Origin of the sequence: Paraburkholderia phenoliruptrix (assembly GCF_047325075.1) — a bacterium.
GTDB classification, from domain to species: domain Bacteria; phylum Pseudomonadota; class Gammaproteobacteria; order Burkholderiales; family Burkholderiaceae; genus Paraburkholderia; species Paraburkholderia phenoliruptrix.
The window spans coordinates 2,350,287-2,374,251 of the sequence record NZ_CP168531.1 but is presented as its reverse complement, the minus strand read 5'-3'; the positions used below and the strand labels follow the sequence as shown (position 1 = coordinate 2,374,251).

Here is a 23,965-nt window from a genome sequence, read left to right as displayed (position 1 = left end):
TGTTTCAGGCTACAGGGTGACGGTTGAACGCCGAATAACGGCCGCTCACGTGGTGTTCGAGCTGCCGCTCGATATCGGCGAGCAGGCTCGATGCGCCGATCCGGAACAACTCCGGTTCGAGCCAGGCGCGGCCGAGCTCTTCCTTCATCAGGATCTGATACGCCAGCACGGACTTCGCGCTCGACACGCCGCCCGCCGGCTTGAAGCCGATCGGCACGCCGGTGCGCTCGTGATAGTCGCGGATCATGCGGACCATGACGAGCGACACGTCGAGCGTCGCGTTCACGCCTTCCTTGCCGGTCGACGTCTTGATGAAGTCCGCGCCGGCCATCATGCAGACCATCGACGCGCGCGCGACATTCGACAGCGTGCGGATGTCGCCCGTCGCCAGAATCGTCTTCAGATGCGCGGGGCCGCAAGCCGCGCGAAACTCGCGCACCTCGTCGTAGAGCGCCTGCCAGTTGCCGGTCAGCACATGTTCGCGCGTGACCACGATGTCGATTTCAGCCGCGCCGTCCGCGACCGACGCCTCGATCTCCTTCAGCTTCAGCGGATGGGGGATCAGTCCGGCCGGAAAACCCGTCGAGACGGCCGCGACCGGAATGCCGCTGCCTTCGAGCGCATCCACGGCGGCCCCGACGAAGCGGTGATAGACGCACACCGCGCCCGTGGTGATGCGTTGCGGCGCCATGCCGAGCGCTTCCAGAATGTCCGCGCGCACCGGCTGGCGCGCCTTCGCGCACAGGCGCCGGACGCGGCCTTCGGTGTCGTCGCCGTTGAGCGTGGTGAGATCGATGCAGGTGACGGCTTTCAGAAGCCACGCGGCCTGCGCATCCTTCTTGACCGTCCGGCGCGTGGCGAGCGTCCCCGCGCGGCGTTCGACCGCCGACTGGTTGACGCGCAAACCGTCGAGCCATGAGGCGTCGAACGGCACGCCGGGATTGCGCACCGGATGAACGAGCGGCCCGCCGCGCAACGCGACGACCGACGATGGAAAAGAATCAGGCATGAGACGTCCTGGTTAGCGCCCGGCCACACCTCGGCCGGCGAACGATTCGGGGCTATGCTACTCCGTTTGAGAGGATTATCACACGCACTACGGGTAAATCCTCACATTCCGAGGGTGAAAGCCGCTTGAAACGACGCGCGTGTGAAGCAGAAGCGGAGAATTGTGATGGACATATCACAAACGTCGCGTGGCGCGACGGCGGCGCGCACCCGCGCCCAAGCGACCGAGGTCGTGCAAACCCGCCAATCGGACCGCGTTCTCACGCGAGAATGTGCGGGTTTGCCCGCAGCCGTCGCCGCACAAGGCAAAATACGGGTTTTGCGCGCGGGTTTGGTACGCGGGATCAGCACCCCGGCTTCTTGCGCAGGCGGCGCGCCGCGCGCAGCGGCTTCATGCGCCGCCGAAGCTGCCGGCGACGGTGCCCGCGCCGCGAACGGGCGCCGCGCCTGCATCGCCAGAGCGCACCGCTGCGGTTTCGCCTCGCGCCCACCCGGACACAGGACCGCTCGTCCTTGAACAGAGCCCTCAGGAGCATTTATGACCGATTCGAACCCATCCTTCCTCGGCAGGATTACGCTGGCCGTCAGCGCCTTTTTCCGCATTCTCGGCGACGGCGAGTTCGCCGCCGCAGTGCTGCGCGTGCGTGACGGCGGCGCGTCTGCGCCAACCACGGCGTCCGCCCCGTCGCCGGCGCCCTCGCCTGCTCCCAAGGCCGCGCCCGCGCCGACGCTGAAGGAAGCCAGCCCCGACGCCGCGCTGCAATTGCTCGGCCTGCTGCAACGCGACGCGCGCTTCATCGACTTCGTCGAGGAAGACATCAAACGTTTCAGCGACGCCGATATCGGAGCGGCCGCGCGCCTCGTGCACGAAGGCTGCCGGGCGACGCTGCGCGAGCACTTCACGATCCGCCCGGTGCGCGACGAAGCCGAAGGCAGCCGCGTCACCCTCCAGGAAGGTTTCGACGCGAGCGCGATCCGGCTGACCGGCAACGTCGTCGGCAAGGCGCCGTTTGTCGGCAGCATCAGCCACCGCGGCTGGCGCGTGACCGAAGTGCGTCTGCCGAAGCTCGCCGAAAGCCATAACGCGAAGGTGATCGCGCCGGCCGAGGTGGAGCTATGAGCGGCGCCCGTTATTCGATCGGGATCGACCTCGGCACGACGCACTGCGCGCTGTCCTACGTCGACACCAGCACGAGCGACGGCGAGAAGACCGCCCTCGCGGTGCTACCCATTGCCCAGCTGACGGGCCCGGGTGCCATCGACGATCTCGATCTGCTGCCCTCGTTCCTCTATCTGCCGCATCCGGACGAACTGGGTGCCGGCGACCTGCATCTGCCGTGGACCGGCGAGCGCGACTTCGCGGTCGGCGAATTCGCGCGCAGCCGCGGCGCGGCCACGCCGATCCGGCTCGTCTCCAGCGCGAAAAGCTGGCTGTGCCATCCGGGCGTGGACCGGCGCGCGGCAATCCTGCCGGGCGATGCGCCGCCGGAAGTCGCGCGCGTCTCGCCGCTGGAAAGCTCGGTGCGTTATCTCACGCACTTGCGCGAGGCGTGGGACCACGCGCATCCGGACGCGCCGTTTCGCGACCAGGACATCACGGTGACGATTCCCGCGTCGTTCGACCCCGCCGCGCGCGAGCTGACCGCCGAAGCCGCCGAGGCCGCCGGTTACGGCCGCATGACGCTGCTGGAAGAACCGCAGGCCGCGCTGTATAGCTGGATCCAGAAGAGCGGCGGCCAGTGGCGCAAGCAGGTCAAGATCGGCGACATCATCCTCGTGGTGGACGTGGGCGGCGGCACGACCGACCTCTCGCTGATCGCCGTGGTGGAGCGCGACGGCAACCTGGAACTGCATCGCGTGGCGGTCGGCGAACACATTCTGCTCGGCGGCGACAACATGGATCTCGCGCTCGCGCATGGGGTCGCGCGCAAACTCGCCGCGCAAGGGACCCAGGCCGACGCGTGGCAATTGCGCGCGCTCACCTACGCGTGCCGCTCGGCGAAGGAAACGCTGCTCACCGACCCGGCCACCGACACCGTGCCGCTCGTCGTGCCGAGCCGGGGCTCGAAGCTGATCGGCGGATCGATCCGCACGGAGCTCACGCGGGCCGAACTGACGCAGACCATTCTCGAAGGTTTTTTCCCGCAGGTGGACAGCGCGGCACGGCCGGTCTCACGCACGCGCGCCGGCCTCACGCAGCTGGGCTTGCCCTACGCGCAGGACGCGGGCATCACGCGGCATCTGGCGGCGTTTCTCGGCCGGCAAGTCGGCGCGCTCGCCGAACTGGAGGGCTTGCGCGACACGGCAGCGGGGACTTCGGCACAAGGCGCGAGCTTTCTGCATCCCACGGCGGTGCTGTTCAACGGCGGCGTGTTCAAGTCGACGCTACTGGTCGAGCGGATCATGGGCACGCTGAACGACTGGCTCGCCGCGGAAGGCGCGGCGCCGGCGCGCCTGCTCGAAGGCGCGGATCTCGATCTGGCCGTCGCGCGCGGCGCCGCTTACTACGGCTACGTGCGGCGCGGCCAGGGCGTGCGGATTCGCGGCGGCACCGCGCGGGCGTACTACATCGCGATCGAATCGGCGATGCCCGCGGTGCCCGGACTCGAGCCGCCCATCCAGGCGCTGTGCGTCGCGCCGTTCGGCATGGAAGAAGGCACCGAGGCCGAGCTGCCCGCGCAGGAGTTCGGGCTCGTGGTCGGCGAGCCGGTGCATTTCCGCTTCTTCGGCTCGTCGGTGCGTCGCCAGGACCAGGTCGGCACGTTGCTCGACTTCTGGGGCCCCGAGGAGTTGCAGGAGCTCGAAGAGATTCAGGCGACGCTGCCGGCGTCCGGCCGCACGGCGGGCGAAGTCGTGCCCGTCAGGCTGCACGCGCGCGTGACCGAAGCCGGGACGCTCGAACTCGAAGCCGTGCCGCGCGGCACGGACGAGCGCTGGAAAGTCGAATTCGATGTGCGCGGCAATGCGAATGCATGACTGAGATGAAGCGGTACAGCGTCGGTATCGACCTCGGCACCAGTAATACGGTGCTCGCGTATGCAGAGGCCGGGTCGCAGGAGGTTCGCGTCTTCGAGATCGAACAGCTCGTGAGTCCCGGCGAAGTCGCCGCGCGCCCGCTTCTGCCCTCGGTGCGGTACCACGCGGCGCGAGGCGAGCTCGCGGCTGGCGATCTGCAGTTGCCGTGGAGCGGGAGCCGGGTTGCGGCCCGGCCTGCGGCGCAAGCGCGCGGGGCAAGCGCCGCGGGCGAGAGCACGACGCGAGTCGGCGCAAACGGGAACGCGGATCGGCAGGCTAATCCGCATGCAGGCGAGCGCGCGGTTCCAGCCGCTGGCTCTGGCTCTGGCTCTGGCTCTGGCTCTGGCTCTGGCTCTGGCTCTGGCTCAGGTGCGCGTTCGGGTTCAGGTTCAGGTGCAGGCTTGCGCGCCGCGCCTGCCGATGGCGATTCAGACACGCCGCCCGTGGTGATCGGCCGGCTTGCGCGCGTGCTCGGCGCGCAAGTGCCCGGGCGGCTCGTGACCAGCGCGAAAAGCTGGCTCTCGCATGCGTCCGTCGACCGCGTCGCGCCGATCCTGCCGTGGGGCGCCGCCGACGACGTCCTCAAGGTCTCTCCCGTCGAGGCCAGCGCGAGCTACCTCGCGCATGTGCGGGCGGCATGGAATCAGCGCTTTCCCGACGCGCCGCTCGAGCACCAGGACGTGGTGCTCACGGTGCCGGCCTCGTTCGACGAAGGCGCGCGGGCGCTGACCGTCGAAGCGGCACGCATGGCCGGCCTGCCGGCGCTGCGGCTGCTGGAAGAACCGCAGGCGGCGTTCTACGACTGGCTGTTTCATCATCGTGAGCGGCTTGCCGAGGAACTCGCGCACACGCGCCTCGTGCTGATCTGCGACGTGGGCGGCGGCACGACGGACCTCACGCTCATCCAGGTGCGCATGGAGAACGGCGAGCCGCAGCTGACGCGGATCGGCGTGGGCAACCATCTGATGCTCGGCGGCGACAACATGGATCTCGCGCTCGCGCATCTCGTCGAAGCGCGGCTGCCGGGCGGCGGCGAGCGCGGGCGCCTGTCGGCGGCGAGCCTGTCGCAACTCGTCGAGCGCTGCCGTGCCGCCAAGGAACAACTGCTGGGCGCCGAAGCGCCCGAGTCGGCGTCGATCACGCTGCTGGGTGCGGGCGCGAAGCTCGTCGGCGGCGCACGCACGGCGCAGGTCACGCGCGACGAAGTGGAGCGTGTGATCGTCGACGGATTCTTTCCTGTGGTCGCCTCGCATGAACGGCCTGGCCGGCCGCGTGGCGCGATTGTCGAGTTTGGCCTGCCGTATGCAACCGATGCCGCCGTCACGCGCCATATCGCCGCTTTTCTGAGCCGCTTCGACGCGCAGTCGCGCAAGGCGCTCGGGCCGGATGGCGGCGAGGTGGATGCGGGTCGCCCGACAGACGGCGCTGGAACGGGTGACGCCCGCGCCGCAAGCCATGCCCGCGTCGCTGCCGGCGGCAGTGCCGACGCCGCAGCCCTTGCGCCTCTTGCTGCCGGGAAGCGAGGCGGCGCACCTCTCACCGACGCCGGACGCGCCCCGCCCGCCCCGCTCGCCGTGCCCGACACGTTGCTGCTGAACGGCGGCGTATTCCGCGCGGAGGCCTTGACGCAGCGACTCGCCGATACCTTGGGCACGTGGCGCGGCGAGCCGCTTAACGTGCTGCACAACGACAATCCGGACGTCGCCGTCGCGCGTGGCGCGGTCGCCTACAGTCTCGCCCGCGCGGGCGGCGCGCCGAAAATCGGCGGCGGTTCGCCGCGCAGTTACTTTCTCGTGCTCGACGAGTCCGCCGATGCAAAGCGCGATGCTAACGACTCGCCGCCCACGCAGCGCGGCATTTGCCTGCTGCCGCGCGGCACGGAGGAAGGCCACGAAATTCTCATCGCCGAGCGCACCTTCGCGCTGCGGCTCGGGCACCCTGTGCGCTTTCACCTCGTGTCGTCCAGTGCGGATACGGCCTATGCGCCGGGCGAGCTCGCGGACCTCGCGAGCGGCGACTTCGTGCGCCTGCCACCCATCGCGACCATCGTTCCGCCGCGCCGCGCCGGCAGTGCCCGCGAGCGGGCCGTGCGCATCGCCACGTCGCTGACGGAAGTCGGCACGCTGGAAGTGCACTGCATCGACCGCGACGATCCCGCCGGGCGGTGGCTGCTCGAGTTCCAGTTGCGCCGCGAGAGCGCGCAGGTGAATCTTGCCGGCGATGCCGCGCCCGCCCGGCATTCGCGCCTTGACGAAGCCATCGAGCAAATCGACCGCGCGTTCGGCTCCCGCTCGCAAAACGTCGATAAAAAGGACGTCAAGCGCCTGCGCTCGCAGCTCGAACATCTGCTCGGCCCGCGCGAGAGCTGGAACAGCGCGCTGCTGCGCGAACTGTTCGGCGCGCTATGGGAACGCGCGAAGCGGCGGCGCCGCTCGGCGGACCACGAGCGGCTGTGGCTGAATCTGGCCGGTTACTGCGTGCGTCCCGGCTTCGGCTATCCGCTCGATGAATGGCGCGTCGAGCAGCTCTGGTCGCTGTTCGACGACGGTATTCAGTACATCCAGGAAAGCCAGGTCTGGTCGGAATGGTGGACGCTGTGGCGCCGCGCGGCGGGCGGCCTCGACGAACACGCGCAACTGCGCGTGCTGGACGCGATGGCGTATCTGCAAACGGCCGCGCAATCGCGTCACAAGCTGCCGTTCGACGTGGCGAAAACCGGCATCGCCGATATGGTTCGGCTAAGCGCGTCGCTGGAACGCATTCCTGTTGAACGCAAGATCGAGCTCGGCGAATCGGTGCTCGCGCGGCTGCAGAAGCCTTCGGAGAATCACCAGAGCTGGTGGGCGGTCGGGCGGATCGGCGCGCGCCGGCCGTTTTATGGCAGCGCGCACACCGTTGTGCCGCCGGATGTCGCCAGCCGCTGGCTCGACGCGATTCTCGCGCTCGACTGGAAGAAGGTCGACCCGGCCGCGTTTGCGGCCGTGCAGATCGCGCGCATGACGGGCGACCGTTCGCGCGATCTGCCGGACGCACTGCGCGAAGCCGTCATTCGCAGGCTCGAGGCGGCGAATGCGCCGCGCGCCTGGATCGCGATGGTCGGCGAAACGGTCGAGCTGGATAATGCGGACGAGGGCCGCGTGTTTGGCGAGTCGCTGCCCGCGGGGTTGAAGCTGATTTCGGTCTGAGGGGTGAGCGGCCTGAGGGGCTGAGGGGCTGATCGGTCGAGGCGCCGAGCTGGCTGGCAAGCCCAACCGGCGCAATACCGCGCCACCACGCTCAGCGCCTGTTCACGGCCGTCAAGGGGTCAAGGCTTCAGGGCTTCAGGGCCGTTCGCCGCGCGCCAGCCGCGCGTCGATCTCGTGGACGACCGGCATCAGATCCGCGACGCTGTCGATCACATAATGCGCGCCCGCGGCCCGCAGCCGTTCGATTGCCGCCTCGCGTCGCCATGCATACTCGTCGGGCCCAAGCGCCTTGACGTCGTCTTCCGCCATGCCGAACGCGTTGCCGCTCACGGCGACGCCCACGGCCCACGTACCGCCGTTAATGCCTTCCTCGATACCGACCTCGGTATCGTCGACCTTGATCGCGTCTTTCGCGCGCCACACGCCCAGCTCGGGCAGCGTTCGGTAGATCATATACGGCGACGGCCGGCCTTCCGGCGTGTCGCCCGTGCACACGATGCTGTCCGGCGAAAAGCCCTGCGCCGCCGCGCCCGGCACGATTTCCGCCATGATCTCGCGGGTATAACCGGTCGTCGTGCCGATGCGGATGTCGTCGCGCCGCAGCGCGCTCGCCACGTCCGCGACGCCGGGAATCACCGAGCTGTAGCTCGCGGCCACCGCGATGTTCTTCGGCACGAATACGTCGTAGACCGCGTCGATGTCCGCTTCGTCCGGCGCGCGGCCATATTTGCCGGCCCATGCGCGCGCAATGCGCGGCAGCGCGAGCAGCGCCGCGATGTGCGGGCGCTTGGCCATGCCCATCGGTCCGCGCGCTTCCTCGACCGTGATCGATACGCCGAACTGCTCGAAGGTTTCGACAAACGCGCCCATCGGCGCGAGAGAACCATAATCGACCACCGTGCCGGCCCAGTCGAAAATCACCGCCTTAACATGTTTCATTGTGCGTGCTTCACTTCCATTCGATGTGACCGGCGGCCGTTCAGGCGGCCTCGCCGGGCAGCTTGCGTTCTTCAATGGCGGCCGTGGACGGCGCGGCGTGATCGACGCCCATCGCTTGCAACGAACTCGCACACGCGTTGACGACGCGGCGCATCACGTGCTCGTCGACTTGCCCGATGCAGCCGATGCGAAAACTCTCCACCACGGTCAGCTTGCCCGGATAAATGATGAAGCCCTGCTCCTTCATCAGCGCGTAGAAGCGCTCGAAGCTGAACGACGGATGCGCCGGCGAGAAAAACGTCACGATAATCGGCGAGCGCCAGCGCGCGCTCAACAGCGGCTCGAAGCCCAGCTCACGCATGCCCGCCACCAGCACGTCGCGATTGTTCGCATAACGCGCGAGGCGCGCGGGCTGTCCGCCTTCCTGCCTGTAAAGCCGCAGCGCCTCCATGAACGCCGCGACCGCGTGCGTCGGCGGCGTGAAGCGCCATTGACCGGTGCGGTTCATCACGTCCCATTGATCGTGCACGTCGAGCGCGAGCGAATGGCTGCGGCCGCGCGCGTCATGCAGCGCGCGCTTGCGCGCGATCACGAAGCCGAAACCGGGCACGCCCTCGATACACTTGTTCGCCGACGAAACGAAGGCCTCGCACGCGATGTCGCGCACGTCGAGCGGCAGCGCGCCGAATGCGCTCATCGAATCGATCAGCAGCTTGCGGCCCTTGGCGGCGGTGACCGCGGCGATCTCTTCGATCGGATTGAGAATGCCCGAGCTCGTTTCGCAGTGCACCGCGACGACGTGCGTGATACTCGGGTCGGCGTCGAGCATGCGCTCGACTTCCGCGGCGCGCGGCGGCAGGTAGTCGCCCTTGTCGAGCACGGTCTGCGCGCGCCCGAGGTAACCCAACGTGGTCGCGATGCGTTTGCCGTACGCGCCGTTCGCGAGTACGAGCGCATGGCCGTCGCGCGGAACGAGGCTGCCGAGCATGGCCTCGACGCAATACGTGCCGCTGCCCTGCAACGGCACGCAATCGTATTCGCCGGCTTCGTTGCCCGCAATGTCAAGCAGGCTGCTGCGCAGTTGTGCCGTCATCGCGCGGAAGTCGCCGTCCCACGAGCCCCAGTCGCGCAGCATCGCTTCTTTCGTCGACAAGGCGGTGGTGAGCGGGCCGGGCGTGAGCAGATAAGGCTCGCCTTGAGCCGGCGGCGCGCAGCTCGCGCCGTCGTGTCCGGGCGCCGGGGAACTGCCAGTCGCGCTTTGCATGCCGAATCTCCGGTCTTGCGGGTTGAGATACCGCTACGGTACCGGCGCGCGACGCATCGGTAAAATCGATATAATCGATGTGTACATCGCAAATACTTATAGCCGGCCGCTTTCGCCGCGACGGAGGTTCACGTGCAATACGCGCAATTGCGGGCTTTTCATGCGGTCGCCGAACATGGCGGCTTTTCGCGGGCCGCACAGGCGCTGTCGCTGTCGCAGCCGGCGGTGTCCGATCATGTGCGGCGGCTCGAACAGGATTACGGCGTGAAACTGTTCGAGCGAGGGCCGCGCGGCGTCGAAACCACGGAGCTCGGGCTGCGGCTTTTCAGCGTGACGCGGCACATGCTCAGCTGCGAGCGCGACGCGCGGCAACTGCTCGAATCGGCGGGCGGGCTGGAGTCCGGCTCGCTGTCGCTCGCGGCGGACGCGCCCGATCTCGCCGTCGCGCTGATCAGCGCGTTTCGCAAGCTGCATCCGGGCATCGTGGTGACGCTGTCCATCGCGAACGCCGCGGACTGCATGCAGCGCGTGCTCTCGAGTGCCGTCGACGCCGCCATCACCGCCGCGCCGCAGGTGCATAGCCGGCTCCACTCGCGCGTGTTGCGGCGCGATCCGCTGGTGGCCATGGTGCCGGTGCGCTATCCGGTCGCGAAGAAACGCAAGCTCAGCTACCGCGAGCTCGTGCAGCAGCCGATGATTTTCCGCGAGCCGCAATCGGTCACGCAGCAATTGCTGGAGATCGAACTGGTGCGCGAGTCGCTGCAGGTCGAGCCGGTCATGTATGTGGACGGCCGCGAAGCGCTGGAGGAAGCGGTGGCCCAAGGCATGGGCGTGGGCGTGATCGCGCGCGCGGAATTCAACCAGTCGCGGCGCATCCGCATGATTCCGCTCGAAGACTGCCAGGTGCGCATGATCGAATCGCTGACGCGGCTCGCCGAGCGCCCGGGATCGAATCTGCTGGATGCGCTCTTTGCCGTGCAGTTGCCGGGCACCGAGTCGGTGAACGACACAGCGGGCGCCTGACAAAAAAAACGGCGCCCGCAGGCGCCGCTTGCCGGTACGGCATGGCTCTATTGGAGCAGCGAACGGCTCGCGCTGGCCCCGCCGCGGGCCAAGCGCGAGCCGACGCCGGCTTAGCGCGCCCCGCCGCTCGCAATGATGCTTTCGCCGGTGAGCCAGCGTGCGTCGTCGGATGCGAGGAAGGTGACCACGTCCGCGATATCGTCCGGCTGGCCGATGCGGCCGAGCGGCGTCGTGCTGAGCGCCCACGCTTCGAGGTCCGAACCGATAATGCCCGCGCTATGCGTGCCTTCGGTCGCGACCATGCCCGGATTCACCGAGTTCACGCGGATCTTGCGCGGCCCCAGTTCCTTGGCGAGCACGCCGGTGATGCCGTCCACCGCGCCCTTCGTTGCCGTGTAGACGGCGCTGCCCGGCGGCGTGATGCGGCTCACCACCGAGCTCACGTTGACGATGCTCGCGCCTTCGCCCAGATGCTTGACTGCCGCCTGCGTGACGAGCAGCAGGCCGAGCACGTTTACATTGAAGTGCTTGTGGAAATGCTCTTCGGTGATGTCGTCGATCGGTGCAAATTCGTACACGCCCGAGTTATTGACGACGATATCGAGGCGGCCATACGTTTCGACGGCCGCGTCGATAATGCCCTTTGCATCCGCGGCTTTCGACACGTCGCCCGCCACGGCCACGGCCTTGCCGCCCGCGGCGGTGATGGCGGCGACCACTTCGTCCGCGCCCGCGCGGCTCGACGCGTAGTTCACGACCACCGACGCGCCCTGTGCGGCCAACGCTTTCGCGATTGCCGCGCCGATCCCTTTCGATCCACCCGTTACGACTGCCACCTTGCCTGTAAGCTTGCTCATGATCGTGTGTCCCTTGATTGAGTTGGCGCCGGCATGTTGCCGCGGAGATTCGCGGCACTCACGCTGCTTCAGCACGACGCTGCGGCGCTGGCACTGGTGACAATGTAGGGGGCGCGGCCCTGCGGATAAAGCGGCTGGCCGCGAATAGATACGTCAAGAGAACCGAACAATCGGCAAGCGCGGTGTAAGGCGGTTCCATTCGAGCCGATGTCTGCGGGCTCGCGTGCGTTCAGCGCTTGCGCCTCAAGGCGAATGCAAGATGCACGGCGATGCTGAGCAGCACCGCCAACGCGCCCAAAGTATCCAATGCAGCGGACAACACGATCGTCTCCTCGGTATCGCTAACGACTCATGCTTCAGGAACGATTGGATGGCTTGCCGATTAAACGACCTTTGCGAGGAATGAGCAAAGGCACGGGCGAATTCGGTAGAGCCGCGGCTACGGCACCCGAACAAAGGCCTGACAGCGAGTGCCCAAAGCCGGTACCGCCGTCGGTCCATTGCGCCGTCAATAGAGCAAACTGCCGACGACAACTGCGCCTGCCGCAGTGGACAATGCCCCATTCCGGCCACCGTCCCGAATGCCTATGAAAGCGCCGCGTCCGCGCCGTCCGCCGCCGTTTCCCCGCGATCCGCTTCACGCCGAGTGGCGCGATCACACGCTGCCCTATATCGCCGCCGCCGCGCTGATCGTGCTGGTCGTCACGCTGATCGTGTGGCTCGTCGACCCGGCGCCGCCGAAAACCATCACGCTGAGCGCGGGTCCGCGCGACAGCTCGTTTGTCGTCGCCGCCGAACAATACAAGAAGATTCTCGCGCAAAACGGCATCACGCTGAACGTGCTGGAATCCGACGGCTCGGTGCAAAACCTGCAGCGCCTGCTGGATCCGAAGCAGCATGTCGACCTCGCGCTCGTGCAAGGCGGCGTGGCGAACGGACTCGATACGTCGTCGCTGATGTCGCTCGGCAGCGTGTTTTATGTGCCGGTCGTGGTGTTCTACCGCGGCACCGGCGTGACGCAGCTGTCCCAACTCGAAGGCAAGCGGATCGCGGTGGGCCGCGAAGGCAGCGGCACGCGCCTGCTCGCGCTGAAGCTGCTCGATGCAAATGGCATCCTGCCCGGCGGCGATACGACGCTCGTGCCGAGCGACGGCCTGCAGGCGGCCACCCAGCTGGTGACGGGCGACGTCGACGCGGCCATTCTGAGCGGCGATTCCGCCACGCGCGGGCTGATGCTGCGCCTGCTTCGGGTGCCCGGCATTTCGGTGATGAATTTCGACGAAGCGGCCGCCTATACGCGGCTTTTTCCGTATCTGGATCAGATCGATCTGCCGCCCGGCGTGCTCGATCTGCGGCACAAGATTCCGCCGGAGACCGTGCACCTGGTCAGCCCGACGGTAGAGCTGGTCGCGCGAACCCGTCTGCATCCGGCTATCTCCGATCTGCTGATCGAAGCGGCGCAGGAGGTGCACGGCATGCCCGGCCTGTTGCAGCGCGCCGGACAGTTCCCGAGCCCGGTCGCGCACGAATATCAGATCAGCGAAGACGCGCAGCGCTATTACCGCACGGGTAAGAGCTTTCTATACCGGACGCTCCCCTTCTGGCTTGCGAGCATCGGCGACCGGACGCTCGTGTTGCTGCTGCCGGTGGCCGTGCTGCTCTTTCCCGCGATGCGGCTGATTCCGGCGCTCTACCGGTGGCGCGTGCGCTCGCGCATCTATCGCTACTACGGTTCGCTGATTGCAATCGAGCGCGGCGCGCTCTCGCATACCACCGACGAAGAGCGCAAACGGCTCTTCGCGGAACTGGATCAGATCGAGGAATCGCTGAACGGGCTGCGCATGCCCCTCGCGTATGCCGACGCGTTCTATGTGCTGCGCGAACATGTCGGCTTTGTGCGCAGCCGGCTCGGCGCGGGGGCGCGCTGAGCGGCCACCGGGAGCTTCAGGTGGCTCAAAGTGGCTTCGGGTGGTTTCCGATGGCCGCGGCCGCAGGCTCAGGCTTCCGGCGTGGCGGGAGCCGTCTCCGACAGGTTGGCGGATTGAGCAGCAACTTTGTCGTCAGCCGACGCATCGGCTGCATCGGCTTGCGGCTGACTGTCGCCGTCCTGATGCGCGACGGCTTGCGAGGCTTCCTGTGCCGCTTCCTGCGGAACCTGCTCAGACGCCGCCTGCGCGGACGCGTCCTTCTGCGTCTCGCCCGCTGCAGCCGCTCCAGCCGCTGCCTTCGCGCTCTTCGCGGCGCGATGCGCCTGCAGGCGCTGCGCGCCCGCCGCTTCCTGAGCCGTGACCTTGCCGGCCTCGGCGCCCGTCAGATCGACGCGCGCGGCGCCTTCGACGAGACACTTCCAGTAACGGCTGCCGCGGCACCACGTCTTGATCGCGTCGCGCAGTTCGGCTTCGCTCAGCGAGAGTTCTTTTGCATGTACGACGAGGTCTTCGAAGATGCCGACCTTCAGCGGCAGCTTCGGCGCCGGGTTCTTCGGAAACGCATTCGGGAAGCGCTTTTGCAGACGCCCAATGGACTTGACGACCGGATCCACCGGCCGTGCGTCCGCTGCCGGCGCCGCCGGTTTTGCCTGCGGCGCGCCGCGGCGCGGCTCCGCCGGCTTGCCCGCGGGCCGTGCGCCTGCCCTGGCGCCGGAACCCTTGCCCGTGCCGGGCTTTGCGGCGTTAGCCGCGGGCTTGCCGTCGCTTCTGACATCGCGCCGTGCTTCCGACCTGCCCTCGGGCCTCGCGCCGGATTTGCCATCGCCCTTGGCGGCGGGCGCAGCCTGCGCGCGTGCCGCGGCCAGTTGCTTCTTCAGTTCAGCGAGTTGTTCGAAACCCATAGCGCACAACCAGATCGAGAAAGACGAGATTGTAGCAGCGCACCGCAAAGACGTTAGTGACGGCATTGCAACGCCGCGCGGGCTGCCTGTGGGAACCGCGACCGGCTAATCCACGAAAACATCTCCGAAAACATCGCTGAAACCGCCGACTCTGACGCCGAGGTGTCGAATCGCTCGGGCCACATCCGGCGAAAGCAGCGCCGCGAATTCGTCCGCGTGCCGGTAGTCGCGCATGCCGTCGGTCAACGCGCGCTCGCCCGGCACCGCGGGATGGCAGTAGATTTCGCCGACGCCGTCCGGCAGCGCGGCAAGCGCCGCCAACCAGGCGGCTTCGTCCATACGGCCACTGCGGGCAATGCCGATCACATAATCGTTGTGACAGATGCCCGCGCGGTCGAGCCGCGCCCTCACCTGCGCGATCCACGGCTTGAGCCACAACGGCGCATTCGCTTCGAACGGCAGGCGCATCGCCTTCATGCCGAATTCGCGGCCGATCGCGAGAATGAGACCGAGCACCGTGGGATGCAGATGGAAATGCTTGTGCGTGTTCACATGATCGAGCACGAGCCCGGTCTTCGCGAACGCCTCGAACTGCGCGCGGATTTCGCGCGCGAGTTGCTCGCGCACGTGCGGCAAAAAGAAGAACCGCACGCCGTCGCGCACCATGTTGCTGCCGAAACGGCCATGCTCGTCGACGAGAGCGGCGATGCCCTCGCGCGGCATGACGGCGTCGCCGTCCGCGAGCACGAGGTGCAGGCCCACGCGCAAGGACGGCAGCGCGCGGGCTCGCGCGAGCGCATCGGCCGCGGCGGGCGCGCCGACCATCAGGCTCGCCGCGGCGAGCACACCGTCGCGGTGCGCCTGCTCCACGGCCAGATTGACGCGCGGGTGCAGGCCGAAGTCATCGGCGGTGACGATCAGCGCGCGCCGCTTCAGCGCTTTGGCATGGGATGCGTGACGCTCGATGGCCCGAAGGTCAACGGCCATCCGACGCCTCCATGACCTCGATCACGCGCAGCGACCTCGCGCGCGCCGTCGAAGGCGGCGTTTCGAGCGGCACCCGCGTGCCGCGCCACATCACATGCGAACCAAACCCGCCCGCGAACCACTGCAACAGCAAAAGCGTATCGCGCAACGGCACGAGCGGCAGATCGCGCCAGAACGCGCGCGCGAACGAGTCCCGGGCCGTCCCCGGCAGCGCGCCCTGCAAGGCGGTCTGCTGACGTGCGGCGCGTGCGTGCAGCAGCACCCGCGCCGCGACGCCCGCCGTCGTACTGGCTGCGCCGACGAGAAGCGCCGAGCCGTGCACGCCGCCCTGCGCGCCCGCTGCGAGCGCAGCCGTCAGACACGCGCCGGCCATAAGCCACGGCGTCGGAAAAGTAATGAACAGGAAGGCGAAGCCGAGCGGATTCACCGAACGTATCGTGCGCAGCCAGCGCGTTTCGCGCTGCCAGAGCGCGGCGAATGTCGGCTCGATCACGTCGGTGGCCACCATCACGCGCGAGAGCACCGTTCGCAGTCCGAGCGCCCGCACATGCTCGGTGAGCCAGTAGTCGTCGGCGAGACAGTTTCTCAGCGCCTCGAAACCGCCGATGCGCTCGAGCGTCTCGCGCCGCAGCGCGAGCGTCGCGCCGAAGCCGAAGCGGCGCGATCCGGCCATATGCGCAACGCGTACCGAAGGCGCGAACCATTCGTTGATGAAGAGCGTGCCCACGCGCGACCAGAAGCCGCCCACGCCTCGCGCGACATAAAGACACGTGAGCACGCCGACGCGCGGGTCGGCAAGCGGCGCGGCGATGCTGTCCAGATAATCCGCTTCCACGGCGATGTCGCTGTCGGCCATCACAATCACGTCATGACGCGCGTGCCTCGCCATATTGATGAGGTTGCTGACTTTACGATTGCTGCCGTGCACACGCGTATCGACGACGAGTTCGATGTCGAGCGCCGGATAGTCGGCCTGCAGGCGGTGCACGACGCCGATCGCCGGGTCGTCGGCGCAACACACGCCGAGCACGAGCTGAAAATGCCTGTGACGCTGCTCGCAAAAGCTGCGCAGGTTTTCGTAGAGGCGCGGTTCGGCGCCGCACAGCGGCTTGAGCACGCTCACGCCCTGCTGCGCGACTGGGTAGGCGGCTGCGGAGGCCCTTGCGTCGATATCCGCGCTGCGCACGGGGCGAAGGTGCACGCCTGCGGACGCGGCCTGCGCAAGCCGGCCAAAGGGCGAGCCTGCGCCGCGGCGCAGCATGAAGAACGGCATGGCAACCGCCGCCACGAGCACATACAGCGACGCGCCGACGCAGCCGGCAAGCAGAAGCCATTCGCATAGGGTCAATGCGTGCGCAGCCATTGGCGGGCCCGTCAGTGTCCGCGCAAGACGAACGGTTTGCCCGTGAGGCGCAAATGCAGGATGACGAGCCAGAGCCGTGGGCAGTCGGCCGCGATGAGGATTGGCCGTGCATGGCTGCCGGCCGGACTTGCGTGACGGTCCGCGAGCGCCAGTTCGAATGCCGCCTGCCCCAACTGGCGCACGACGATCACGCCGCCTGCCATGACAGCGAGCGCAGCGAGCCGGAAAGACGCGGAGACGAACAGGTGTTGTGCATCGGGCAGCACGGCCACCGTCAGGCACGCGAGCACGTCGGCGGCGAGGGCCGTGAGCGAGGCCACCATCAGGTGGGCGCGCAGCGTATCAGCGGTGACTGGCTTCATGGCTTCGTCCCGTGGCCTGATGAAAGCACCGTGCGGCTCGTGGCGAGCGGCCGATGCCGGCTTTGGGCGCATCCGCCGGCACCAACAGCATGGCCGGCGGGCCCCGTGCATTCCATCGATGTACTTACGATCGCGCCTCAGCAGTCCGACAGCGAAACGCGATGCTGGGTGCTTATGTCACTCATGCGACAGTCAGCTTTTGTTGGGCGATAGTATCGAGTCAAGCTGAAGGAAACCTTAAGCAAAGGCGCGGTATAAAGCAACTCCTGAACAGCATGGTTAAACTGCGAGGCGGCGGCGCTTGCTCCCGCATTTGCGCTTGCAGCCGCTTTGCACACGCTGCGGGCGCCTTGCAGAAGGCCCGCACGATGCGTGCCGCCGGCGAAAAAACCTCCAACGGAATCGATGCTCCATGCGTGTACTCCTCGTAGAAGACGACGACCTGATCGGCTGCGGAATCGAAGCCGGTCTGCGCCAGGCAGGCTTCACCGTCGACTGGGCGCGCGACGGCCACAAGGCCGGCCTCGCGCTCGACACCACGAGCTATGCGCTCGTGGTGCTCGATCTCGGCCTGCCGCGCGTATCCGGCATGGAACTGCTCAGGCGCTTGCGCGACGCCGGCAAGGACGTGCCGGTGCTGGTCCTGACTGCACGCGGCACGGTGGTGGACCGCGTCGGCGGTCTTGAAGCGGGTGCCGACGACTACCTCGGCAAGCCGTTCGACCTCACGGAGCTGATTGCGCGCTGCCGCGCGCTGCTGCGACGCGCGCAAGGCCGCAGCGTCGATGTGATCCGCTATCGCGAGCTCTCGGTGAATCCCGCCGCGCAAGCCGTCGAGGTGGCGGGCAAGCGCGTGTCGCTCACGTCGCGCGAATGGGCGATCCTCATGCAATTACTGACCAATCAGGGCATTCCGCAGTCGCGCTCGCGTCTGGAGGAAAGCCTGTACGGCTGGCAGGAAGAAATCGAAAGCAATGCCATCGAGGTGCACGTGTCGAACCTGCGCAAGAAGCTCGGCGCGCACCTTATCCGGACCGTGCGCAATATCGGCTACGTGGTGGAGAAAGAGTGATGGGCGCATCCATTCGGCGGCGGCTCATGCTGCTCGTGCTGGGCAGCATTGCATTCGTCTGGGCGATCGCGCTCGTGTCGAGCTATCGTCAGGCGACGCGCGAAGTCGCCGAATGGGAAGAAGCGCGCCTTGCCGAACTGGCGCAGATGCTGGCGCTCCTCGATCAGTCGAATCTCGCGACGCTCGCGAACGCGCACATCGACGTGCGCGAGGAAGAAAAAGGCGGCGAAATCAGCGCCAACGACACGGACGACGACGACTCGCTGCCGCGCGACGCCCTCTTCCAGGTGCGCGCGCGCAACGGCGAGGTCATTGCCGGGAGCCCGCCGCTGCACGCGCTCAATGCGTGGGACCTGCCGGTGCCGCCCGTCACCGGTACGCAGGACATCGTGCTGGGTGGCCAGACTTACCACTCGTTCACGCTGCGCGACACGGCGCTCGGGCACACAGTGCGCGTATTCGAGCAGGCCAATACGCGCAGCGACCTCGTGAGCGGAGTCGCGAGCCGGATCGCGCGCCCCGCGCTGATCGCGCTGCCGGTGCTGGCGCTGCTGGTGTGGTCCAGCATCGGCTGGGGTCTTGCGCCGCTGCGCGTGCTCTCCGATGCGATCCGCGCGCGCGACATCAACCGTCTCGAGCCCGTCGACATCGGCCACGCGCCCACCGAGGTGCGGCCGCTCGTCGACGCGATCAATCAACTGCTCGCGCGCCTGTTGCATTCGCTCGAACGCGAGCGCTCGTTTACTGCCGACGCCGCGCATGAACTGAAGACGCCGCTCGCGGCCATCAAGGTTCAGGCGCAGGTCGCGCTCGCGGAGCCCGACCCGGCGCGCCAGCGGCTCGCCATGCAGCGCGTCGTACAGGGCGTGGACCGCAGCGCGCGGCTCGCCGAGCAGTTGCTGTTGCTGGCGCGCCTCGACATGCACGAAAAATTGTCGAAGGCGCCGCTCGCGCCCGGCGCGCTCGCGAAAAACGCGCTGCTGGCGAATGCCGGCAATGCGCAGCAGAAAGACATTCACGTGACGCTCAATTGCGATATGCGCGCGGAGATCAATGCGGAGCCCGTACTGATCGGCATTCTTTTCGACAATCTGCTGGATAACGCGATCAAATATGGCAGCGAGGGCGGCCGCATCGAAGTCGCGGTGCAGACGGTGCGGGCGCCGCACGGGTCGGAAACAGACCGCGTCGCGGTGAGTGTGCGCGACGACGGACCGGGCGTGGCGCCGGCCGATCTGGACCGCCTGACGAACCGTTTCTTTCGCGCGACGGGCAACCAGGCAACCGGCAGCGGCCTTGGGCTGTCGATCGTTGCGCGCATTGCGGAGCACTTCGGGGCGACCCTGCAGTTCGGCACCGGGCTGGAAGGACGTGGGCTTGCCGTCGAAGTATCGTTCCCCGCTCACACGGGCGAGCCCGCCGAGCGCTTCAAGCCCGCCGCCTAGCGACGGTTCGCGTCGCCGGCCGCGCTGCTTTCCGCGAGTTCGGCCCGTGCGGGGCCGCGCTCTCCGGGATTGCCGGCGTCTGCATCGGCTCGCGGGCCACCGCGCGTCGCTCCTGCCGGCACCGGCGTGGGCGCGGGCGCGCGGTGCGCGGCTTCGGCAAACTGCCACGCGACGAGGCCCGGCACGAACATCAGCAGATCGCGAATGCGCCGCGCGCCGGCGAGCGCCAGACAGGTGGACGGGTCGAGGCCCAGCGCACCGCCGATCAGGATGAAACCGCCCTCCTGCACGCCGAGGCCGCCCGGGACGAAGAACGCGGCACTGCTGATCGCCTGGATCAGCGACTCGATCACGACGGCTTCGACCAGCGTCACGGGCGCACCGAGGAAATACAGCGCGAGCCAGATTTCGAGCGACGTCAGGAAGCATTGCAGCGGCTGCCAGAAGAACAGATAGCGCAGCACGACCCCGCGGCGCCGCCAGACGAGCTTGATTGCCTGATCGATCTGCGCGGACTGCCCGACGAGCGCGGCCAGCTTGCCGCTCGTGATGTGATTGAGCACGCGCGTCATGCGCTCGAACGGACTGGCGTGCTGCACGAGCGCGAACAGGACGAGAAGCGGCGTGAGCACGACGACGCCCCACGCGAGCTGTCCGGCGAGGCGCAGCGTGTCCGAATGCGCATGCGCGAACAGAAAGCCGATGCCGACCATGGTGAACAGCAACTGGCTGATCACGGTCAACTGCATATCGGCGATGATGCTCGCCACCGCCGTGGACGGCCGCACGCCCCACCGTCTGAGCATGCGGAACGACACCACTTCCCCGCCGATGCGCGCAACCGGCAGTAGGCTGTTGACGGATTCCCGCACCCACACGAGGTGCAGCATGTCGAGCACGCGCGGCCGGTTGGCGCCGCGAATCAGCGAGCGCCAGTCGCAGGCATTGGCGAGCATCGGCAGAACGTGCGCGAGCGCCGCCACCACGAGACCCGCGCCGGCGGCCCGCAGCGCGCCGAGCACCGCAGCGGGGTTGTCCCGCCAGACGAGCCACAGGGACGCCACGAGGCCCGCCAGCGCGGCGACGCGGCCGAGATGCTTGATCATGCGCACACCTCCCGCGCGCGCGGCGTGCACCGGGCTCGCCGCTTCGGGTTCGATTCGGAAAAACTGCGCGTCATCGCTGCATAACCTGCAGGGTTCGTCGCTTCTTTCGTCGCTTTTTTCGTCACTGTTTTGTGGCTATTGCGTCGCTTGCCTGCTTCGTCTATCACTCGTCCCGCGCGGCCGACAACAGGCCGTCGCTGTCCACCTCGAAGCTGAAGCCGCGCCACCTCACGCGCGAAGACCAGAAGCTCGCGACAAAGATCGCAAACGACACGATATCCCATATCGGCATCAGCCATAGGCCGCCCTGCCGGCGTCGCAAGGCGCGATCCACGCCGACCTTCAACGCGAAGCGTGCCGCCACTGCAAGCGCCGCAATGAGCCACGCCCAGCGCGCGCCGTCCGAGAACGCCACGGCCAGCAGCGCCAGCGCGAGCGGATGCATGAACACGGAGCCCAGATGGCCGAGCGGATCGACACTGCGGATGGTCCGGCTCCAGCGCAATTCATGCGAGAGCAATTTCCCGGCGCTCGACTCGACGCACGCGTGCGCGACCAGCATCGGCGGAATTGCCACCGTTTCGCCTGTTGCGCGCACTGCCTCGCCGATTGCATGGTCTTCCGCGAGATGGCGCACGAACGGCATGAAGCCGCCGATCTTCTCCAGGGTGGCGCGCCGCATCGCAATCGTCTGGCCAAAGCACGGCCGCGCAAGCCCAAGCGCGAGTCCGGTGACGACACCGGGTAGAAACTGATAGTGCGTCGCCGCCGCCGACAGGCGCGGCCAGAAACCGGGATCCGGCGCGCCGCGATACACGCAGGTCACGAGCCCGACATCGGGCTTCTCCAGTTCACCGACGATGTTGCGCAGATAGTCCGGCCCGACGCCCACGTCGCTGTCGGCGAACACGAGCACGTCGTGCCGCGCGTGCGGCAGCATGTTGAGGATGTTGCTGATCTTGCGGTTCGGCCCGTAGAGAGACGCGTCGGCGATGACGGTGATCTCCGCTTGCGGATGAAGGCGCCGCAGTTCGTCGACGGTTTGCAAGGCCGGGTCCGCTGCGTCGTGCACGCCGAACAGGAACTGCACCGGGCCGGCGTAGTTCTGCTCGCAGAAAGTGGACAGATTGTGCAGCAGCGCCCACTCGCTGCCGTGCAGCGGCTTCACCACCGTCACGGGCGGACAGTGCTGCGGCTCGGCCACCGCGCGCGCGAAAAAGCGCCCGATCAGCACGCTCGCAAGCAGCGTATAGCCGATGCCGAACACCGCGCTCGCGGCGCACACATACGCAGATGCATGGATAGACGCGGCGACGGCCCAAAGGGCGCCGTTCACGCCTCGTGCGCGCGCAGAAAGCGGAAAAATTCGACGCCTTCACGCAAGCGCCGTTTCATCATGTCCCAGCTCGTCAGCATTTCGCGCAGGATTTCCCAGATCTTCGACGGCCGGAAATAGAAGCGTTTGTAGAAGTTTTCGAGCTGGTGATAAATCTCTTCGCGCGACAGATGCGGATAGCCGATGGCCGACAGCTGAACGCCTTCCTTGCTGACGAGGTTGATGACCTTGTTTTCTTCGAGCCAGCCGTTTTCGACCGCCTGATCGTAAAGGCGCGTGCCCGGATACGGCGCGGCGAGCGACACCTGAATGGTGTGCGGATTGATCTCTTTCGCGTACTCGATCGTCTTCTGAATGGTCTCCTGGGTTTCGCCCGGCAGACCGAGAATGAACGTGCCGTGAATCTTGATGCCGAGCTTGCGGCAGTCTTCGCTGAAACGCCGCGCGATGTCCGTGCGCAAGCCCTTCTTGATGTTCAGCAGGATCTGGTCGTCGCCGGATTCGTAGCCGACGAGCAGGAGGCGCAGACCGTTTTCCTTCATGATCTTGAGCGTCGAATACGGCACGTTGGCTTTCGCGTTGCACGACCATGTCACCCCGAGCTTGCCGAGACCACGGGCAATTTCTTCGACGCGCGGCTTGAAGTCGGTGAAGGTGTCGTCGTCGAACATGATCTCCTTTACTTCGGGCATGTTGTCGCGAATCCACTTCACTTCTTCGAGCACGTTTTCCACCGAGCGCGTGCGGTAGCGGTGCCCGCCCACGGTCTGCGGCCACAGGCAGAAGGTGCATTTCGAGCGGCAGCCGCGTCCCGTGTAGATCGACACATACGGGTGCTTCAGGTAGCCGATGAAATAGTTGTCGATCTTCAGATCACGCTTGTAGACGGGCGCGACGAACGGCAACTCGTCCATGTTCTCGAGGATCGGGCGGGCCGCGTTGTGCTCGATCGAGCCGTCGGCGGCGCGATAGCTGAGCCCGAGAATCTGCGCGAACGGTTTGCCCGCGGCCACTTCCTCGCAGGTGTAGTCGAATTCCTCGCGGCACACGAAGTCGATCGCCTCGCTCGCCGTCAGCGAATTGTGCGGATCGACGGCGACCTTCGCGCCCACCATGCCGATCAGGACCGATGGCTTGCGCTTTTTCAGATCTTCGGCGAACAGCGCGTCGGTGGGAAAGGACGGCGTACTCGTGTGAATGACGACGAGCTCGTATTGCTGCGCGATGTCGAGCGTTGCCTCGACCGACAGGCCGTCGGCGGGCGCATCGAGCACACGGCTGTCGGCAACGAGTGCGGCCGGTTGTGCAAGCCACGTCGGATACCAGAACGAGCGCACTTCGCGCTTGGCCTGGTAGCGCGAACCGGCGCCACCATCGAAGCCGTCATACGACGGCGCCTGCAAGAACAGAGTTTTCATGGATGCTCCAGCAAGCCGTGTAGCGGCGCCTGGTGTGGTCTGTCGAAAAACTGTCGGATGGCCGCCGCCCGCCTGGCGGCATGCAAAGGCCAATGTTCGCGCAGATGGTACGGAGCAAAGCTGAAGGAAACCTTAAGCTGAATAGTACACGCGGAGCCTATCTCGCGCCTGTCATGCGCGCCTGTCGCCGGGCATTACTACAAGATTTCGGGATACTTACTAATTGGCCGCCGAGAGCGGTCCAGCACGGCTAAGCACGGTGCATAAGTGGATCGGCGCAACATGGCCTGCCGCGCCGGCCCGAGCCGGTTGGCATCGAGCCGGCATCGAGCCGGCATCGGCCGCATCGGCCGGCATCGGCCGTGTCCGGCGCGGTTCGGGCGGCGCTCGCGGTTACCCGCGCCGCGTGAGGCGCCGGCCTGCGGTTCGGCGATGCCGTTGCTGCTATTGCCGCTGCCGCTGCGCCCGCCGCTAGATCGGCTTGATATCCGCTGCCTGCTTGCCCTTCGGCCCCTGCTTCACTTCGAAGCTGACCTTCTGGTTTTCCTGTAGCGATTTGAAACCCTCGGCGCGAATTTCCGAGAAATGGGCGAACAGGTCTTCACCTCCGTCGTCGGGTGTGATGAAGCCGAAGCCCTTCGCGTCGTTGAACCACTTCACTGTACCGGTAGGCATGTCGATTCCTCATGTGCATCTGGTTGACTGGAACTACCGCCTGACTGTAACTCTCTTCTGACGACTGCGCTTTGCCCGGG

19 protein-coding genes are annotated in these 23,965 nt (G+C 67.0%); 7 read left to right on the top strand and 12 right to left on the bottom strand.

The genetic code is table 11. The annotated features are described in order from the left end of the window. Nucleotides 1–4: 4 nt before the first annotated feature. Complete coding sequence (gene deoC, locus ACEN8U_RS22695; RefSeq protein ID WP_310110310.1) at nucleotides 5–1,009, bottom strand: deoxyribose-phosphate aldolase; 1,005 nt, start codon at nucleotides 1,007–1,009, stop codon at nucleotides 5–7. Between the two features lie 537 nt (nucleotides 1,010–1,546). Between deoC and ACEN8U_RS22690 the strand changes: the two genes are divergently transcribed. From ACEN8U_RS22690 to ACEN8U_RS22680, 3 genes are read left to right on the top strand one after another with little or no spacing between them, the layout of a single operon-like run. After that, a complete protein-coding gene (locus tag ACEN8U_RS22690) occupies nucleotides 1,547–2,128 on the top strand; it encodes a DUF2760 domain-containing protein (protein ID WP_310110308.1) in 582 nt (193 codons plus the stop codon). Then, nucleotides 2,125–3,984 carry an Hsp70 family protein gene (locus ACEN8U_RS22685; RefSeq protein WP_310110306.1) on the top strand — a complete coding sequence of 620 codons (1,860 nt, stop codon included), beginning with the start codon at nucleotides 2,125–2,127 and terminating at the stop codon, nucleotides 3,982–3,984. Before ACEN8U_RS22690 ends, ACEN8U_RS22685 begins: the two co-directional genes overlap by 4 nt. Continuing rightward, nucleotides 3,981–7,208, top strand: coding sequence for an Hsp70 family protein (locus ACEN8U_RS22680; protein WP_310110305.1), 3,228 nt, complete (start codon nucleotides 3,981–3,983; stop codon nucleotides 7,206–7,208). Before ACEN8U_RS22685 ends, ACEN8U_RS22680 begins: the two co-directional genes overlap by 4 nt. Before the next feature lie 135 nt (nucleotides 7,209–7,343). Here ACEN8U_RS22680 and phnX read toward each other — a convergent pair whose 3' ends face one another. Together phnX and ACEN8U_RS22670 are read right to left on the bottom strand one after the other, a co-directional pair. Next, the gene (gene phnX, locus ACEN8U_RS22675) at nucleotides 7,344–8,147 is read right to left on the bottom strand and encodes a phosphonoacetaldehyde hydrolase (protein ID WP_310110303.1); all 804 of its coding nucleotides are present in this window, start codon (nucleotides 8,145–8,147) and stop codon (nucleotides 7,344–7,346) included. A 40-nt stretch (nucleotides 8,148–8,187) separates the two neighbouring features. Continuing rightward, nucleotides 8,188–9,411, bottom strand: a complete 1,224-nt coding sequence (locus ACEN8U_RS22670) for a 2-aminoethylphosphonate--pyruvate transaminase (RefSeq protein WP_310110301.1) — start codon at nucleotides 9,409–9,411, stop codon at nucleotides 8,188–8,190. Nucleotides 9,412–9,543: 132 nt separating this feature from the next. Between ACEN8U_RS22670 and ACEN8U_RS22665 the strand changes: the two genes are divergently transcribed. Further along, nucleotides 9,544–10,434: a LysR substrate-binding domain-containing protein gene (locus tag ACEN8U_RS22665; RefSeq protein ID WP_310110299.1), complete on the top strand. Its 891-nt coding sequence runs from the start codon at nucleotides 9,544–9,546 to the stop codon at nucleotides 10,432–10,434. 110 nt (nucleotides 10,435–10,544) lie between these two features. On the opposite strand, the gene ACEN8U_RS22660 is transcribed toward ACEN8U_RS22665, so the two are convergent. Further along, nucleotides 10,545–11,291 (bottom strand): glucose 1-dehydrogenase, encoded by a 747-nt coding sequence (locus ACEN8U_RS22660; RefSeq protein WP_310110297.1) that lies wholly within the window; start codon nucleotides 11,289–11,291, stop codon nucleotides 10,545–10,547. A gap of 587 nt (nucleotides 11,292–11,878) precedes the next feature. On the opposite strand from ACEN8U_RS22660, the gene ACEN8U_RS22655 reads away from it, so the two are divergent. Further along, nucleotides 11,879–13,219, top strand: coding sequence for a TAXI family TRAP transporter solute-binding subunit (locus ACEN8U_RS22655; protein WP_310110295.1), 1,341 nt, complete (start codon nucleotides 11,879–11,881; stop codon nucleotides 13,217–13,219). A gap of 68 nt (nucleotides 13,220–13,287) precedes the next feature. On the opposite strand, the gene ACEN8U_RS22650 is transcribed toward ACEN8U_RS22655, so the two are convergent. The 4 genes from ACEN8U_RS22650 to ACEN8U_RS22635 form a co-directional block, all read right to left on the bottom strand. Further along, on the bottom strand, nucleotides 13,288–14,121 hold the full coding sequence (locus tag ACEN8U_RS22650) for a ProQ/FinO family protein (protein WP_310110294.1): 834 nt from the start codon (nucleotides 14,119–14,121) through the stop codon (nucleotides 13,288–13,290). Between the two features lie 105 nt (nucleotides 14,122–14,226). Beyond that, on the bottom strand, nucleotides 14,227–15,108 hold the full coding sequence (gene hpnK / locus ACEN8U_RS22645; protein ID WP_310110292.1) for a hopanoid biosynthesis-associated protein HpnK: 882 nt from the start codon (nucleotides 15,106–15,108) through the stop codon (nucleotides 14,227–14,229). After that, nucleotides 15,098–16,471 (bottom strand): bacteriohopanetetrol glucosamine biosynthesis glycosyltransferase HpnI, encoded by a 1,374-nt coding sequence (gene hpnI / locus ACEN8U_RS22640; protein WP_310110290.1) that lies wholly within the window; start codon nucleotides 16,469–16,471, stop codon nucleotides 15,098–15,100. Before hpnI (ACEN8U_RS22640) ends, hpnK begins: the two co-directional genes overlap by 11 nt. Before the next feature lie 11 nt (nucleotides 16,472–16,482). Continuing rightward, nucleotides 16,483–16,833 carry a hypothetical protein gene (locus ACEN8U_RS22635; RefSeq protein WP_310110289.1) on the bottom strand — a complete coding sequence of 117 codons (351 nt, stop codon included), beginning with the start codon at nucleotides 16,831–16,833 and terminating at the stop codon, nucleotides 16,483–16,485. Nucleotides 16,834–17,245: 412 nt separating this feature from the next. Here ACEN8U_RS22635 and ACEN8U_RS22630 point away from each other — a divergent pair, with 412 nt between their 5' ends. Continuing rightward, a complete protein-coding gene (locus ACEN8U_RS22630) occupies nucleotides 17,246–17,905 on the top strand; it encodes a response regulator (protein WP_013588230.1) in 660 nt (219 codons plus the stop codon). Then, on the top strand, nucleotides 17,905–19,350 hold the full coding sequence (locus tag ACEN8U_RS22625; RefSeq protein WP_310110286.1) for an ATP-binding protein: 1,446 nt from the start codon (nucleotides 17,905–17,907) through the stop codon (nucleotides 19,348–19,350). The genes ACEN8U_RS22630 and ACEN8U_RS22625 overlap by 1 nt, the downstream gene beginning before the upstream one ends. Here the strand turns inward: ACEN8U_RS22625 and ACEN8U_RS22620 are convergent. The 4 genes from ACEN8U_RS22620 to ACEN8U_RS22605 form a co-directional block, all read right to left on the bottom strand. Beyond that, nucleotides 19,347–20,456 (bottom strand): lysylphosphatidylglycerol synthase domain-containing protein, encoded by a 1,110-nt coding sequence (locus tag ACEN8U_RS22620; RefSeq protein ID WP_310110284.1) that lies wholly within the window; start codon nucleotides 20,454–20,456, stop codon nucleotides 19,347–19,349. The two genes, ACEN8U_RS22625 and ACEN8U_RS22620, sit on opposite strands and share 4 nt — an antisense overlap. Before the next feature lie 163 nt (nucleotides 20,457–20,619). Next, on the bottom strand, nucleotides 20,620–21,792 hold the full coding sequence (gene hpnI, locus ACEN8U_RS22615) for a bacteriohopanetetrol glucosamine biosynthesis glycosyltransferase HpnI (RefSeq protein WP_374725937.1): 1,173 nt from the start codon (nucleotides 21,790–21,792) through the stop codon (nucleotides 20,620–20,622). Then, nucleotides 21,789–23,210 (bottom strand): hopanoid biosynthesis associated radical SAM protein HpnJ, encoded by a 1,422-nt coding sequence (gene hpnJ / locus ACEN8U_RS22610; RefSeq protein WP_310110281.1) that lies wholly within the window; start codon nucleotides 23,208–23,210, stop codon nucleotides 21,789–21,791. The genes hpnI (ACEN8U_RS22615) and hpnJ overlap by 4 nt, the downstream gene beginning before the upstream one ends. A 471-nt stretch (nucleotides 23,211–23,681) precedes the next feature. After that, nucleotides 23,682–23,885 (bottom strand): cold-shock protein, encoded by a 204-nt coding sequence (locus ACEN8U_RS22605; protein ID WP_013339388.1) that lies wholly within the window; start codon nucleotides 23,883–23,885, stop codon nucleotides 23,682–23,684. Nucleotides 23,886–23,965: the final 80 nt, after the last annotated feature.